The 14,609-nt window shown below is 53.5% G+C and carries 10 protein-coding genes; all 10 read left to right on the plus strand.

Annotated elements, in window-relative coordinates; translation table 11 throughout:
- Positions 1-78: 78 nt before the first annotated feature.
- The 10 genes from IPG22_12800 to IPG22_12845 all read left to right on the plus strand — a co-directional run bounded on the left by IPG22_12800 (position 79) and on the right by IPG22_12845 (position 14,605).
- Positions 79-1,218: a galactokinase gene (locus IPG22_12800; GenBank protein MBK6589164.1), complete on the plus strand. Its 1,140-nt coding sequence runs from the start codon at positions 79-81 to the stop codon at positions 1,216-1,218.
- Between the two features lie 288 nt (positions 1,219-1,506).
- Positions 1,507-3,708: a bifunctional rhamnulose-1-phosphate aldolase/short-chain dehydrogenase gene (locus IPG22_12805; GenBank protein ID MBK6589165.1), complete on the plus strand. Its 2,202-nt coding sequence runs from the start codon at positions 1,507-1,509 to the stop codon at positions 3,706-3,708.
- 90 nt (positions 3,709-3,798) lie between these two features.
- Positions 3,799-5,097 carry an L-rhamnose catabolism isomerase gene (gene rhaI, locus IPG22_12810; GenBank protein MBK6589166.1) on the plus strand — a complete coding sequence of 433 codons (1,299 nt, stop codon included), beginning with the start codon at positions 3,799-3,801 and terminating at the stop codon, positions 5,095-5,097.
- A gap of 122 nt (positions 5,098-5,219) precedes the next feature.
- Positions 5,220-6,713 (plus strand): rhamnulokinase, encoded by a 1,494-nt coding sequence (locus IPG22_12815; protein MBK6589167.1) that lies wholly within the window; start codon positions 5,220-5,222, stop codon positions 6,711-6,713.
- A 104-nt stretch (positions 6,714-6,817) separates the two neighbouring features.
- Positions 6,818-7,552, plus strand: coding sequence for a (Fe-S)-binding protein (locus IPG22_12820; GenBank protein ID MBK6589168.1), 735 nt, complete (start codon positions 6,818-6,820; stop codon positions 7,550-7,552).
- 46 nt (positions 7,553-7,598) lie between these two features.
- On the plus strand, positions 7,599-9,068 hold the full coding sequence (locus tag IPG22_12825; protein MBK6589169.1) for an iron-sulfur cluster-binding protein: 1,470 nt from the start codon (positions 7,599-7,601) through the stop codon (positions 9,066-9,068).
- Positions 9,069-9,278: 210 nt separating this feature from the next.
- A complete protein-coding gene (locus IPG22_12830) occupies positions 9,279-9,950 on the plus strand; it encodes a lactate utilization protein (protein MBK6589170.1) in 672 nt (223 codons plus the stop codon).
- A 1-nt stretch (position 9,951) separates the two neighbouring features.
- The gene (locus IPG22_12835) at positions 9,952-11,433 is read left to right on the plus strand and encodes a sugar ABC transporter ATP-binding protein (GenBank protein MBK6589171.1); all 1,482 of its coding nucleotides are present in this window, start codon (positions 9,952-9,954) and stop codon (positions 11,431-11,433) included.
- Positions 11,434-11,577: 144 nt separating this feature from the next.
- Positions 11,578-12,546 (plus strand): ABC transporter permease, encoded by a 969-nt coding sequence (locus IPG22_12840; protein ID MBK6589172.1) that lies wholly within the window; start codon positions 11,578-11,580, stop codon positions 12,544-12,546.
- Entirely contained in the window at positions 12,512-14,605 is a 2,094-nt protein-coding gene (locus tag IPG22_12845) for a substrate-binding domain-containing protein (protein ID MBK6589173.1), read from the plus strand. The genes IPG22_12840 and IPG22_12845 overlap by 35 nt, the downstream gene beginning before the upstream one ends.
- The last annotated feature ends 4 nt before the right edge of the window (positions 14,606-14,609 follow it).

Below are 14,609 nucleotides of genomic sequence, written 5' to 3' on the forward strand. Positions count from 1 at the left end.
CTCAGCGATCTCTGCGTTGAGAAAGTTTTTAACGCGTAGAACGCGGTGTTTGATGCAGAGAACGCAAAGAAGATAAACGTGGATCTACATTTATTAAAAGCAGGTTTCAGCGAAAAGTACGGCGGTCAGCCCCGGATTTTTCGCGCGCCCGGACGTGTGAATCTGATCGGGGAACACACCGATTACAATGACGGTTTCGTGTTGCCCGCAGCTCTCGATTTTGCGACCTATGTTGCGGCGTCGGTTCGGGATGACCGGCGTATTCGGGTGGCGTCGCTGAATTTTGACCGTGAGCTGGAATTCGACCTCGATCAGCCGCTGCAGGAAAATGAAAAGACTTGGGCAAAATATGTCCAGGGCGTCGGATTGATATTGGAGCGTGAAGGCTTTGCGCTTTGCGGGGCCGACCTGCTGATTGACAGCGATGTGCCGGTCGGTGCGGGTCTGAGTTCATCGGCGGCGCTCGAGATCTCGACGGCGTTTGCTCTCGCGACACTATCGGGACACCAGGTAGATGGGATGAAACTCGCGAGGATCGGGCAAGCGGCGGAGCATGAATTCGCCGGCGTTCGCAGCGGGATAATGGATCAATTTGTTTCGGTTTTTGGCAAGAAGGATCACGCGTTATTCCTCGACTGCCGCTCGATGGAATGGTCCGCGATCCCGACCTCGTCCGCACAATTTCTGATCTGCAACACCAAAACGAAACACGAGCTCGCTGACGGTGAATACAATAAACGCCGGGCCGAATGCGAGGCTGCTGCCGCCTTTTTCGGCAAACCCTCGCTGCGAGACGTTACGATCGAAGATCTGAATGAGCGTTCCGACGGAATGCCCGAAATTCCAAAGAAACGGGCACGGCACATTGTCACGGAGAACTCTCGAGTAGAATCATCGGTCGCGGCATTGAAAAGCGGCGACCTCGCGGAATTTGGCCAGCTGATGAACGAATCGCATAAGAGTATGCGGGATGATTTTGAGATCAGCTGTGCGGAACTCGATCTGATGGTTGAACTCGCCCACTCGAGCGGCGAAGTTCTCGGCGCCCGAATGACCGGCGGCGGATTTGGCGGATGCACGATCAATATGATGAAAGACGGTGACCACACTGATTTTATTCGCAATTTGTCCGCGGCATACACTCTTGAAACGGGGATCGTGCCCGAGATTTACGGTTGCGAGATCGGCGACGGTGTCGAAGAAGTAACCACGAGATAACACGAAAAAGCACAAAATAATAGAATTCTTTTTAGTGACTTTTCGTGTCCTTTCGTGGTTACAAACTTATTCCTCATTCTTAGCTTGAAGTGGAAATTAATTGGTAATACCATTTTATTTTCATAAATGGTTGCCTAATATCGGAAAAGTTGATATTCTTCTGTTTTCACGATGGTTAAGCGGTTTTCCGCAGCATGCGCTTTCGGATAAGCGGTTGCGAATCTAACGATCGCGCCCGCTAAATGCTGTCTTTTTTAATATTTTAATTTTTCCTTCACCTCTAAGATCATGAGTAATCAAGCAACACAAGAATCGAAATATAAACACGTTAAATACCTTTGGAACGAGGAAGAGGCAGCGAAACTCGAGGGCGTCGATCGTCTCGTTTACCGCTCGAACCGCCTTGGCGACGACCTGACGCTGACCAACACCGGCGGCGGCAACACTTCGTCAAAACTGCCTGAAACTGATCCGCTCACCGGCGAAGAAGTCGAAGTCCTCTGGCTCAAAGGCTCGGGCGGCGACCTGCGTACTGCGAAACGCGATGGTTTTGCTTCGCTCTATCTTAATAAGGTTCGCGACATGCGGGCGATCTATGAGAACGATCCAAACAACGGAGCGAAAACGCCGATCGAAGATTCGATGTACCCGATCTATTCGCACTGCACGTTCAACCTGAACCCGCGTGCCTGTTCGATCGACACGCCGCTTCACACGCTGGTGCCGTTCAAGCATGTCGATCATTTGCACCCGAACGCTGTCATCGCGATCGCCGCTTGCGTCAATCAGGAAAGATTAACTAAAGAAGTTTACGGCGAGGACGTGATCTATATTCCCTGGCAGCGTCCCGGTTTCGACATCGGGCTGAAGATCGAGCAGTTGATCAAGGACAATCCGCAGGCAAAGGGCATCCTGCTCGGCCATCACGGAATGTCTTCGTGGGACAATAACGATAAAACCTGCTACGAGACCGCTCTTGAGATCATCGACCGTGCGGCCCAGTACATCGAGGAACGCGATAAGGGCGAAGCGACCTTTGGCGGGCCGAAATACAAGGCTCTCGACGACGAAACGCGTCAGAAGCTGCAGATCGAGATCATCCCGTTCATCCGCGGACAGGTTTCGGTTTATCGCCGGTTTATCGGAACCGTGCAGGACGACCCGAAGATGCTGCGGTTTGTTAACAGCGTCGACGGCCCGCGTCTGGCGGCACTTGGAACGTCGTGCCCGGATCACTTCCTGCGTACGAAGATCAAGCCTTTATTCGTGAATTGGAATCCGGAAACGGGTGATATCGAGTCGTTGAAAACCGCGATCTCAGAAGGCCTCGTTCAGTACCGAAAAGACTACGCCGAATATTACGAACGCTGCAAGCATCCTGATTCGCCAGCAATGCGTGACCCGAATCCGACGGTTTGTTTGATCCCCGGACTTGGAATGATCGCCTGGGGCAAGAACAAGAGCGAATCGCGTGTTACTGGCGAGTTTTACAACTGCGCGATCGAGGTCATGCGTGGTGCTGAGGCGATGGACGAGTACGAGGCGATGGACCAGCAGGAGGCGTTCGACATCGAATACTGGCTGCTCGAGGAAGCAAAGCTCCAGCGTATGCCGCCGGAAAAAGAGCTTGACCGCCAGATCCACGTTATCATCGGAGCCGGTGCCGGCATCGGAAAAGAGACGGCTCACCGCATCGTCAAAGAAGGTGCCCACGTCGTCTGCGTCGATAAGGACGCGGCTTCGGCACAGGAAACTGCCGACGAGATCATCGCCAAATACGGCACCGGAATTGGCGTTTCGGGAACGGGCATCTCAAATTGCGGCGTCGCGATCGGCCTCGGCTGCGACATGACGGACCGCGAATCGGTCGCAAAAATGCTCGATCAGGTGATGCTCGCCTACGGCGGCATCGATGCCGTGATCGTCACGGCCGGAGTTTTTGTTCCGCCCGACAAGACCGGCTATATCGAAGACAAAATGTGGGATTTCACCTTTGGCATCAACGTCAAAGGAGCCTATATCGTCGCCGACGAAGCTCACAAAGTATTCAAAAAACAGGGGCTTACGGGCAATGTTATTTTGACGACGAGTGCGAATGCAGTAGTTGCGAAAAAGGGAAGCCTCGCCTACGACACCAGCAAAGCGGCTGCAAACCACCTGGTTCGCGAGCTTGCGATCGAGTATTCACCGATGCTTCGCGTCAACGCTGTTGCTCCGGCGACGGTTGTTAAAGGCAGTACGATGTTCCCGCGTGACCGCGTAATTGCGTCTCTGGCAAAGTACAATATTCCCTTCGAGGATTCGGAAGACACAGATGTTTTGACCGAGAAATTGTCCAATTTCTACGCGAAACGTTCACTCACGCAGACGCCGATCGAACCTTCGGATCAGGCTGAAGCGATCTTCCTCTTGCTTTCGAAACGTCTGAGCAAAACCACCGGCCACATCATTCCCGTAGACGGCGGTTTGGCAGACGGATTTATGCGTTAGACTGGAGGGCGAGCATCTTGCTCGCCTATCCCTCCCTACAGCAAAATAGTCAGGGTGAGCAGAGATGCTCACCCTCCAGTCGGAGAAAATATGGCGGCAAACTTTGAGATCGAACAGGATTTTATCGCTGAGCAAAATAGGGCGAACAGTGCTTGGCTTGCCGAAGACCTCGAATATCTCGGCAAAAAACTTGGCCGCCGCGGCGTCGATGTTGAGACGCTGATCGAAAAGGCTCGTGCTCTTAAGGTTGCTGTTCCATCCTGGGGCGTCGGCACGGGCGGCACGCGTTTCGCACGTTTTCCCGGGCAAGGCGAGCCGCGTGGTATATTCGAAAAGCTCGAAGATTGCTCGACCATCAACAAACTCGTTCGTACGACTCCCGCAGTTTCGCTTCATATTCCGTGGGATAAGCCTGAGCAGACCGAGCAACTCGTTTCCGCCGCAGCTCAGCACGGACTCGAATTCGACGCGATGAATTCGAACACGTTTCAGGATCAGGTTGGCCAGAAGCAGTCATACAAATACGGCAGCCTTTCCCATGAAGACGCCGCCACTAGAAAACAGTCCGTCGAGCATAATATTGAGTGTATCGAGATCGGTAAAAAGATCGGTTCCAAAGCTTTGACCGTTTGGGTCGGCGACGGCAGCAACTTTGCCGGACAGTCGAACTTTCGCGGAGCTCTCGAACGCTATCTCGACTCGATGCGGGAGATCTACGCGGCTGTTCCGGACGACTGGAAACTCTTCATCGAGCACAAATTTTTCGAACCGGCATTTTATTCGTCGGTCATCAACGATTGGGGGACGAGCTACATCTGTGCGACCGAACTCGGGCCGAAGGCTGCGTGCCTCGTTGATCTCGGGCATCACGCACCGAACGTGAACATTGAGCAGATCGTTTCGCGGCTGATCCAGTTCAAAAAGCTCGGTGGATTTCATTTTAACGATAGCAAATACGGCGACGACGATCTCGACGCCGGTTCGGTTAAGCCGTTTCAGCTTTTCCTTATTTTCAACGAGCTTGTCGATGCGGAGTTGAGCAGGGTAGAAGGTTTTGATCCTTGCTACATGCTCGACCAGTCACACAACGTCACCGACCCGATCGAATCGCTTGTTGCCAGTTCGATCGAGATCTCACGAGCATTCGTCCAAGCTCACATGGTCGATCGTGCGAAATTGCGCGAAGCTCAGAAAGCGGGCGATGCGATCACGGCTCTCGGAACTTTGAAAGAGGCATTTACGACCGATGTTTCGCCGATCCTTGCCGCCGCACGGGAGCGAAGCGGCGGCGCCATCGACCCGATCGCCGTCTATCGTGCGAGCGGCTATCGCACTCAAAAAGCGAAAGAACGTCCGGCACAGATCGGGATCTCAGCGGGAATCGTTTAAGATTTGCCCGCGAAATACGCGAAATTACGCGAAAAGAATATTTTTTGTTGCCGGCGACGCATTTTTCTAGTTTCGCGTCCTTTCGCGTGTTTCGCGGGCAAATATTTTCCTGATTCTTCACGATGGCGGGTTCACTTTTTATCGCGGTAGATCTGGGTGCGGGCAGCGGTAGAGTTTTCTTGGCGGGTGTCGATCGGGGTGAGTTTTTGCTCGAAGAGATACACAGGTTTCAATATCCGCCAATTGAAAAAGACGGGAATCTGCGTTGGGATCTGAGCCACATTTTTGCCGAGATCAGGTCAGGGTTGAAAGCGGCGGGCGAGCGGGCGAGAAGCCTGGGACGCGAGATAAAGAGCCTCGGCATCGATAGTTGGGCGGTCGATTACGGTCTGCTCGACGCCAGCGGGAATCTGATCGCCGATCCGGTTTGCTACCGTGACGACCGCACAAAAGACGCCATGGAGCAGGTTTTTGCCCGCGTGCCGCGATCCGAGATCTTTGAAAAAACCGGGATACAGTTTCAGAATTTCAACACGCTCTATCAGCTATTTTCGGAAAAGCGGCGAGGTGAGGCAGCAGACCTGCTGCTGCTGCCCGACCTGCTGAATTATTTCCTGACCGACAAAAAAGCGGCAGAATACACGAACGCCACTACAACGCAGTTTCTTAACGCCTCGACCGGTAATTGGGATCACGATCTGATTAAGCGGCTCGAACTGCCGTCAGGAATTCTGCCGCAGATCGTTCCAGCCGGAACGGATCTGGGGCCGTTGAAACCGGAAACCGCAGAGGAACTCGGCCTCGAAGGTGTTCATGTCGTCGCACCGGCAACCCATGACACGGGAAGCGCGGTCGCGGGAGCACCGCTCGATGTGAACTCAGCCTACATTTCGTCAGGAACGTGGTCGCTGATCGGTGTCGAGCTCGAAAAAGCGCTGATCAGTGAAGATGTTGCCAAACAGAATTTCACGAACGAAGGCGGCGTTTACGGCACTGTTCGTTTCCTGAAAAACGTTATGGGACTGTGGCTGCTCGAATCGTGCCGCCGCGAATGGAAAGCCGCTGGACTGGATGTAGAATACGACACGCTCCTCGCGGAAGTCGCAGCAGAGAAAGAGTTTAAGGCGTTCATTTTTCCCGACGACCCGAGATTTTTGAATCCGCCAAGCATGCTCGAGGCGATCACCCAGCAACTTGCGGAAACGGGACAGCAACTTGATAACAGGCCGGCGGCGATCTCGAAAGTTATTTTTGATTCGCTCGCATTTCGGTACGCATCGGTGCTTCGGTCGATCGAAACGCTGACCGGAAAGAGAGTTTCGAGCATACAAATTCTTGGCGGCGGAGGCCGAAATACCTATTTGAATCAGATGACGGCGAACGCCAGTCGATTACCAGTAGAGGCTGGTTTGACCGAGGCGACAGTCGTCGGAAATGTGTTGGTGCAGGCGATCACGGCGAAACGGTTTTCATCGATCGCCGAAGCAAGGGAGCACGTTGCGGCGAATTTTGATTTGAAAAGCTTTGAACCGCAGCCGTCACCGCAGATTGAAAAGGCCGGCGAGCGATATGCGGCGATAGAAGATAGATATACCGCCGAATCTATCAGTTTGTAGCTATCAGTTATCAGCTATTGAGTGTAAATACGCAGAAACTGAACGCCCTGTAGATGTTCGAAATAGCTGATAACTGAAAGCTGTTAGCTGATACACGGTTATTAATGAAAGTCTCGCTTTTTGTAACATGTCTCGTCGACCAGCTCTGCCCGAACGTCGGCGTCGCCACGGTCGAGGTTTTGCGGCGGGCGGGATGCGAGGTGGTCTTCGACGAACGCCAGACATGCTGCGGCCAGCCTGCATTTAACACCGGTTATCGTAAAGAGGCGAGCAAATTTGCAAAGCGGTTTATCGAGATCTTTGAAAGTTCGGACGCGGAGGCGATCGTCAGCCCTTCGGGCTCGTGTACGGCGATGGTCAAACATTTTCACGAGCTTTTTCCTGACGAGCCGGAATGGCGGCAGCGAGCGGAAAAGATCGCGGCGAAGACGCATGAATTCGGCAGCTTTTTGGTCAATGTTTTGAAGGTTGAAGACATCGGAGCCGCGTCCACGGGTAAGATAACCTGGCACGATGCGTGTCACGGATTGCGTGACCTCGGTATTCGAAGCGAGCCGCGGAAGCTTTTGAAAAACATAAAGGGCGTCGAATTCGTCGAGATGGAGAATGCCGATGTTTGCTGTGGTTTTGGCGGGACATTCTCGGTCAAATACCCTGAAATTTCAGCCGGAATGCTCGATAACAAGATCGAAATGATAGAAAAGTCCGGAGCCGATACGGTCGTCGCCTGCGACGCTAGCTGCTTGATGCAGATCAACGGACGGCTGTCGCGGATCGAGTCGAAGGTGCGAACAAAGCACCTAGCCGAGGTGCTCGCCGGGTCAGAACCGCCTGCGTAAGCGGGCGGGACGAACGCGGGGATATGACGACGCGAGCCTTACGAAAATGCAGCAGCTAACCGCAGAAACTTTTGACCAGAATGCCCGGGCGGCCCTTAATGACCCGGTGCTGCACGGTGCGCTGCGGAATCTGGCTGACAATTTCGTGACCCGTCGCCAAAACGCGATCGCGTCCGTTGATGACTGGGAAGGACTTCGTGAAAAGGCCCGGGCGATAAAGGAAGAGACGCTGCTTCATCTTGACGAATACCTTTCACAATTTGTCGAGAATGCTGAAAAAGCCGGTGCAAAAATTCACTGGGCACGCGATGGAAAAGAGGCGTGTCAGATCGTTATCGACCTCGTAAAAAATCGCGATGCCAGGATGGTCGTTAAGGCAAAAAGTATGGCCGGCGAAGAGATCCATCTGAACGAGGCTCTCGAAAGATCGGGCATCGAGCCGGTGGAAACTGACCTCGGGGAATGGATAATTCAGCTCGCCGGCGAGACGCCCTCGCACATCGTCGTTCCGGCGATCCATAAAACAAAGGAACAGATAGCTGATATTTTTGTTGAAAAAGTCGGGATCGAGAAGACCGACAACGTCGATGTGCTGACGAAAACGACGCGGCGGATACTTCGCGAACGCTTTGCCGAGGCTGAGGTTGGCATCAGCGGTGTAAATTTCGGAGTTGCCGAGACGGGTACCATCTTGATCCTTGAAAATGAAGGCAACATCCGGCTGACGACGAGCCTGACTAAAACGCACATCGCGGTCATGGGGATCGAAAAAGTCATCCCGAAATTTGCCGATCTCGATGTTTTTCTTAAGCTTTTACCGCGTTCCGGAACGGGCCAGCGGTTAACGGCCTACCAATCGCTGATCACCGGAGTAAAGAAAAACGCGGCAGATGCGGGGCCCGAGGACGTTCACATCGTCCTGATGGACAACGGGCGCTCGCGAATGCTCGGCCATCCCGTCACGCGCCAGAGCCTCGCGTGCATCCGCTGCGGAGCGTGTCTGAACGCCTGTCCGGTGTACCAGCAGGTCGGCGGCCACGCGTATGGTTCGGTTTACCCCGGACCGATCGGAGCTGTGATCACCCCGCAGTTGATCGGAATTTCAAAGGCGAAGCAGCTTCCTTACGCCTCGAGCCTGTGCGGCGCTTGTAAGGAAGTTTGTCCTGTAAAGATCGATATTCCGGAACTGCTGCTGCACCTGCGAGCAGAAATTACGGACGGAACGGCTGGTGGCTCGGCAAATAATCCGGAGCGAAAACGAAGATTTGCCGAGAGCCTCGCATTTAAAATGTACGGCAAGGCCTGGTCGGGTCAATTTTCTTACGGACTTGGCACCAAAGCCGCGCGGATAATGCAAAAATTGGTCGTTCGCGACGGCAAAATAGGAAAGGCGAGCGGCCTGATCGCAAAACTGCTGCCGCCGCTCGGAGCCTGGACCGCTTGGCGCGACGCTCCGGCGGTTGCTCCCAGGTCGTTTCGTGAGCAGTGGAAAGACGGGCTTGATAAGCAAGGTTGATCCGCGCATAAAGGTGGGCTTGATAAGCGATGTATAGCTTTGGATGAGCAGGGTGCGCGGAAAGCTTGATGGTCGGTATCGGAATTTTGAGAACAAGCAGAAAAAGTACTCTACCAATCTGCCATTCTCCTCTACCAAAGTGGTGGTACTGAGTCTAATTGTAGGGTAAACAACTCTACCAACGTACCCGAATTTTCTTGTCGGAATTGTATGACGACCGCTCGCGAAGACATAATTGGATCGATCCGCCGGCATCTGGCGGCGAGCAAGCCGTTCGACGCGGTCCACCGCGAGCATGCGGGCGGCCAGGCCGAAGCCGTTGTAAATACAGCACTTCCGGCTGAGAACCTGGCTGATGTCGGGACGCCTTTAGACAATTTCGGTTCGAGTGCCTCGTTACTTGGAATTCACTTTGAGGTTGCGGCGAACGTGAGAGAGGCGGCGGCTCTTGTCGAATCTGTGATAAACCGGATCGGAGCAAAAGATATCGCTATTTCAGACTCTGAGCTGGTCGCGGAGAGCATTGAAACTATTGAAACTGTTGAGTTTACACGCGACGCGTCGACCGAATTCCTATTCGGCTCCGACCTCGGAATAACGTCCGCTCAGTGGGCGATCGCTGAGACCGGAACGCTGGTACTCGAGGCCGAGAGCGAAAACCATCGGCTCATATCCCTCGTGCCGCCGGTGCATCTTTGCCTGCTCGAGGCGAGTAAAATTCGGCAGACACTGGGTGAAGTTTTGACCCTGACACAAGGAAATTTGGGGCATGCGATGACTTTTGTAACCGGAGCTTCGCGGACCTCGGATATTGAGTTAACGCTGGCAATTGGCGTCCACGGGCCTGGAGAATTGCACGTTATTGTTTTGGCTGACCGATAAAATGCTGCTAAAAGCTGACAAAATCGCAAAAGCATACTCAGGCGTTCAGGCCCTGCGAGACGCTTCGTTCGAGCTTGAGCCGGGCGAGGTGCATGCGCTTGTCGGCGAAAACGGCGCGGGAAAATCGACTTTTATCAAGATCGTGACCGGAGCCGTAACACCTGATAGCGGTGAATTGACCGTCAACGGCGAACCGGTTCGCGAGAACTCACCAGCGATATCCAAAACGCTCGGCATTGCGGCCATCTATCAGCAACCTGCTCTGTTTCCAGAACTTACGGTCGCCGAGAACATCGCGATCGGCCTCGAACGCAAAGGGTTTTTCGGATTCGTAAATTGGAACGAACGCCGCCGGGCAGCGAAAGAACTGCTCGATCGCGTCGGGGCCAAGATCGATCCGGAAACGCCCGCTGGTGAGCTTTCAATGCCGCAGCAGCAGCTCGTAGAGATCGCTCGGGCTCTCGGGGCAAATGCAAAAATTCTCATTTTTGACGAGCCTACAGCTTCGCTTTCTGAAGAAGATACGCAGAACCTCTTTCGCGTCATCCGCGAACTCCGCTCGCAGGGTGTCGGGATGATCTATATCTCGCACCGCCTCGAAGAATTGCCAGTAATTGCCGACCGCGTCACAGTTTTGCGGGACGGCCTAACGATCGGAACTAAAGTAATGGATGAAGTTAGCAGCGAGGAGCTGATCAAACTAATGGTCGGCCGCGAGCTTTCAGCCGTCTTTCCGAAACGAGCGGTTGAGATCGGCGAAGTCATTTTTGAGCTGAAAGATCTCGCTTCGCGGGCGGTTGGGATCAAGAATATCAATCTTTCCGTTCGAGCCGGTGAGATCGTCGGTGTGGCCGGTTTGATCGGAGCGGGGCGGACTGAGCTGGCAAAAGCAATTTTTGGCATCGTCGAATCCGACCAAGGCGAGATATTGCTTCGCGGCAAACCGATGCATTTCGGCCATCCGTCCGAGGCGATCGACGTTGGTATCGCGTATTTACCTGAGGATCGCCGAAAACACGGAGTCGTGCTGGATTTCTCGATCAGCGCTAATATAACGCTCGCTTCGCTCAAAAAACTTTCCGGCTTTAAGGGTATGAATTTTGGCAAGGAAAATGAGATCGCGGCGGACTATACGCGGCGCCTTGGCGTTAAAACGCCGGGCATTCACAATGCCGTCTCGACGCTCTCAGGCGGCAACCAGCAGAAGGTCGCCCTGAGCCGCTGGCTGATGACAAAACCGTCGGTTTTGATCCTCGATGAACCAACCCAAGGCATCGACGTCGGGGCAAAATCCGAGATCCATTCTCTGATGATGGAGATCGCTGAACAGGGCGTTGCGATCCTTATGATCTCGTCAGAACTCCCGGAAATACTGGGTATGAGCGACAGAATTGCTGTCATGCACGGCGGGACGATCGTTAAAGTTTTTGATAGGGAAGAGGCGACGCAGGATAAGATCCTGGCGGTCGCGCTAGGACATTGACTGGAGCGAAAGCGTCTCGCTTGCCGGCGGTCGAAGAAAGCTTATTTTGCGCTAGCTTTGAATCAAGTTGGGTGATATTTGAGTTTTTAACGCCGAGGAAGCCTCGGCGTGGCAAGCAGGGATGCTCGCCGCTCCAGTCGTCGTATGAACTTTAGTCGATACAAAAGAGAGATCTCAGCCGCGGGGGCATTTGTGGCGATTCTGATCGTCCTGGCCATCGTTGCGCCGTCTTTTTTTAGTGCAGGAAATCTTCGCGATCTGCTGATAAATAACGCTCCGACTTTGCTTATCGCGATCGGAATGACGATGGTCATTTTGGTTGGCGAGATCGATATTTCGGTAGGGTCGCAGTTCGCGGTCTGCAGCATTGCGGCGGGATTTTTGGCGAAAACCGGAATGCCGATGCCCGTGCTTTTTGCCTCAATTTTGCTGGTCGGAGCGGCTATGGGCTCACTGAATGGCGTTTTGGTTGGCTGGCTGCGTTTGCCGTCGATCATTGTCACGCTGGCGATGCTTGTTCTTTGGCGGGACGCTCTGCGATGGCTTACGGAAGGGGCGTGGGTTCAGAATTTGCCAGAGAATTTCCAATGGTTCGGTCTCTCGCAGCGGGGCGGCGAACTGACGATCGTTGTCATAACACTCATAATTTTTGTCGCATTTGCGTGGACTTTGCGAAACGTTGTCGCGGGTCGAAAGATCTACGCAGTCGGCTCTGACGCTGAGGCGGCGAGGCTCGCGGGTATTAGCGGCCCGACCGTTGTTTTGAGCGTATTTGCTCTGATGGGGGCACTTACGGGAATTGCAGCGTTGCTAAATGCCGTTAGATTTTCTGAGATTCCCGGAAATTCCGGCGTTGGCTTGGAATTGAAGGCCATCGCTGCTGTTGTCGTTGGCGGAGCCGCGATCACCGGCGGCCGTGGAACTTTGGTTGGAACTCTGATCGGAGTTGCTCTGCTTGGAACTATCGGGACGGCACTCACGTTTTTGGGTATCAATCCTTTCTGGGAAAAAGCTATTCAAGGGGCGATCATTTTGATCGCTCTGGTGTCCGACGTAGCACTCGGGCAGTTGGAGAAAAATGGAAGAAGTAATATCGCCGGAGCGGCCGCTTAATACGGAGCAGTCGCTTCGCGAGCGGCTTTTTCCTAATAACGAATGGATCTTACTGATCGTCCTTATCGCGGAATGCCTGATCTTTACGGTCACGGGCAGCAATTTTGCGACGTCCGGAAATGCCTTTGAGATCACGCGGCTCGCGGTCGAAATTGGCCTGCTTGCCCTCGTCATGACTCCGATAATTATTACCGGAGGGATCGATCTGTCAGTCGGATCGATGATGGGACTTTCGGCTGTGTTCATGGGCTCTCTGTGGCGTGACGGCGGCGTTTCGATGCCGATTGCTATCGCGATAACCCTTTTGGTTGGTTTAGTTGGCGGATCGCTGAATGCGGCGATGATCACTAAATTAAAGGCCCCGCCGTTGATCGTCACGCTTGGAACTTTCTCGCTTTTTCGCGGCATTGCCGAAGGCTTGACGCGTGGGATCGAGAACTATTCGGGCTTTTCGCCATCGTATCTGTTTCTCGGTCAGGGCTATGTTTTTGGGTTTATTCCGACGCAGCTTTTTATCTTTGTTCCGGTGATAATTGCGGTTTGGTGGTGGCTGCACCGCACTGCGTTCGGGCGTAGTTTTTACGCGGTCGGATTCTCACAGGAAGGTTCGCGATACGCAGGTATTAAGGTCCGGCGGCGACTGAATTTTGTTTATTGCCTGTCGGGATTGACCGCGGCTCTCGCCGCCGTGATCTATGTTGCCCATCTCGGGCAGGCGAAATCGGATGCGGGAACGGGATATGAATTGACCGCAATTACCGCCGTTGTACTCGGCGGAGCGTCGATATTTGGCGGACGCGGGACTGTGTTGGGAACGGTTCTCGGGCTGTTCGCGATCGTTATTTTGCAAAACGGTCTGCGGCTTAGCGGCCAGCCGGCGGAGCTTGCCGGGATCTTGACCGGTGTTTTGCTCGTAGTCACAATTTTGCTCGACCGTCTGTCGAGAGCCAGCGATGCGAAACCCAAGATACAAGGGGTTTCAGAGGAGGAATTTGAAGTGAAAAATTGGCAAGTCGGAGTTTTGAGCGGCGTGATCGTCGCCGCAGCGTTGATCGTCGCAGGCAGCAATTGGCTGCTTGTTCGATCGATCAAGGATGAAAAGGGAACGTCGGCTCAGTCGACTTCCGCAAACACGAACGCTCCAACCGCAGGCAAAAAGAGCGTTATTGCCATGATGCCGAAGGCAAAGGGCGACCCGTACTTCATCAGCTGTAAAAAAGGTGCTGAAGAAGCCGCAAAAGAGCTCGGAGCCGAACTTCTCTGGGATGGCCCGACCGATCTCGATCCGGCAAAGCAGAACGAGGTCGTCGAGGCATGGATCACGCGTGGAGTCGATGTGATCGCGGTCAGCGTTGAGAACAAAGAGGGGATCTCGACGGTTCTGAGAAAGGCTCGCGAAAAGGGAATTAAGGTCGTTACGTGGGACGCTGACGCCGAAAAAGACGCTCGCGATTACCTTATAAATCAAGCGACTCCGCAAGGGATCGGCGAAACTCTAATGGACGAAACAGCCCGCATCATGGGCGGAAAAGGTGAATTTGCGATCATCACTGCTTCGCTTAGCGCGGCAAATCAGAACGAATGGATCAAATACATAAAGCAGCGGCTTGAGTCGAAATATCCTGAGATGAAGCTGGTCACGATCCAGCCGAGTGACGGCGACCGCGACCGAGCCTTTCAGGAAACTCAGAATGTTCTCAAGGTCTATCCGAACGTAAAAGTTGTTATGGGAATCGCAGCTCCGGCAGTTCCGGGGATCGCCGAAGCGGTTAAACAATCGAACCGCAAAGATGTGAAAGTCACGGGCCTTTCGCTGCCGAATATGTGCAAGCCTTATATCAAAGATGGGATCGTCGACAGTATAGTCTTATGGAATACGGGCGATCTGGGTTATCTCACCGTCTTTGTGTCGAACGCTCTGAATAACGGCTTCTTCAAAAAGGGAGACAAATCGCTAAAGGCGGGACGGCTCGGTGACATCGAGGTTGTGGATGACGAGGTCAGGCTCGGTAAGCCGTTTATTTTCAATAAGGAAAATGTAGATAAATTCGATTTCTGATCCT

The organism is Acidobacteriota bacterium (assembly GCA_016703965.1).
GTDB lineage: Bacteria > Acidobacteriota > Blastocatellia > Pyrinomonadales > Pyrinomonadaceae > OLB17.

What these genes read in the sequence shown, in the direction of transcription:
- IPG22_12805 (MBK6589165.1), top strand. Translation starts at nt 1,507, where the DNA reads ATGAGTAATCAAGCAACACAAGAATCGAAATATAAACACGTTAAATAC.
- rhaI (MBK6589166.1), top strand. Translation starts at nt 3,799, where the DNA reads ATGGCGGCAAACTTTGAGATCGAACAGGATTTTATCGCTGAGCAAAAT.
- IPG22_12815 (MBK6589167.1), top strand. Translation starts at nt 5,220, where the DNA reads ATGGCGGGTTCACTTTTTATCGCGGTAGATCTGGGTGCGGGCAGCGGT.
- IPG22_12820 (MBK6589168.1), top strand. Translation starts at nt 6,818, where the DNA reads ATGAAAGTCTCGCTTTTTGTAACATGTCTCGTCGACCAGCTCTGCCCG.
- IPG22_12825 (MBK6589169.1), top strand. Translation starts at nt 7,599, where the DNA reads ATGCAGCAGCTAACCGCAGAAACTTTTGACCAGAATGCCCGGGCGGCC.
- IPG22_12830 (MBK6589170.1), top strand. Translation starts at nt 9,279, where the DNA reads ATGACGACCGCTCGCGAAGACATAATTGGATCGATCCGCCGGCATCTG.
- IPG22_12835 (MBK6589171.1), top strand. Translation starts at nt 9,952, where the DNA reads ATGCTGCTAAAAGCTGACAAAATCGCAAAAGCATACTCAGGCGTTCAG.
- IPG22_12840 (MBK6589172.1), top strand. Translation starts at nt 11,578, where the DNA reads ATGAACTTTAGTCGATACAAAAGAGAGATCTCAGCCGCGGGGGCATTT.
- IPG22_12845 (MBK6589173.1), top strand. Translation starts at nt 12,512, where the DNA reads ATGGAAGAAGTAATATCGCCGGAGCGGCCGCTTAATACGGAGCAGTCG.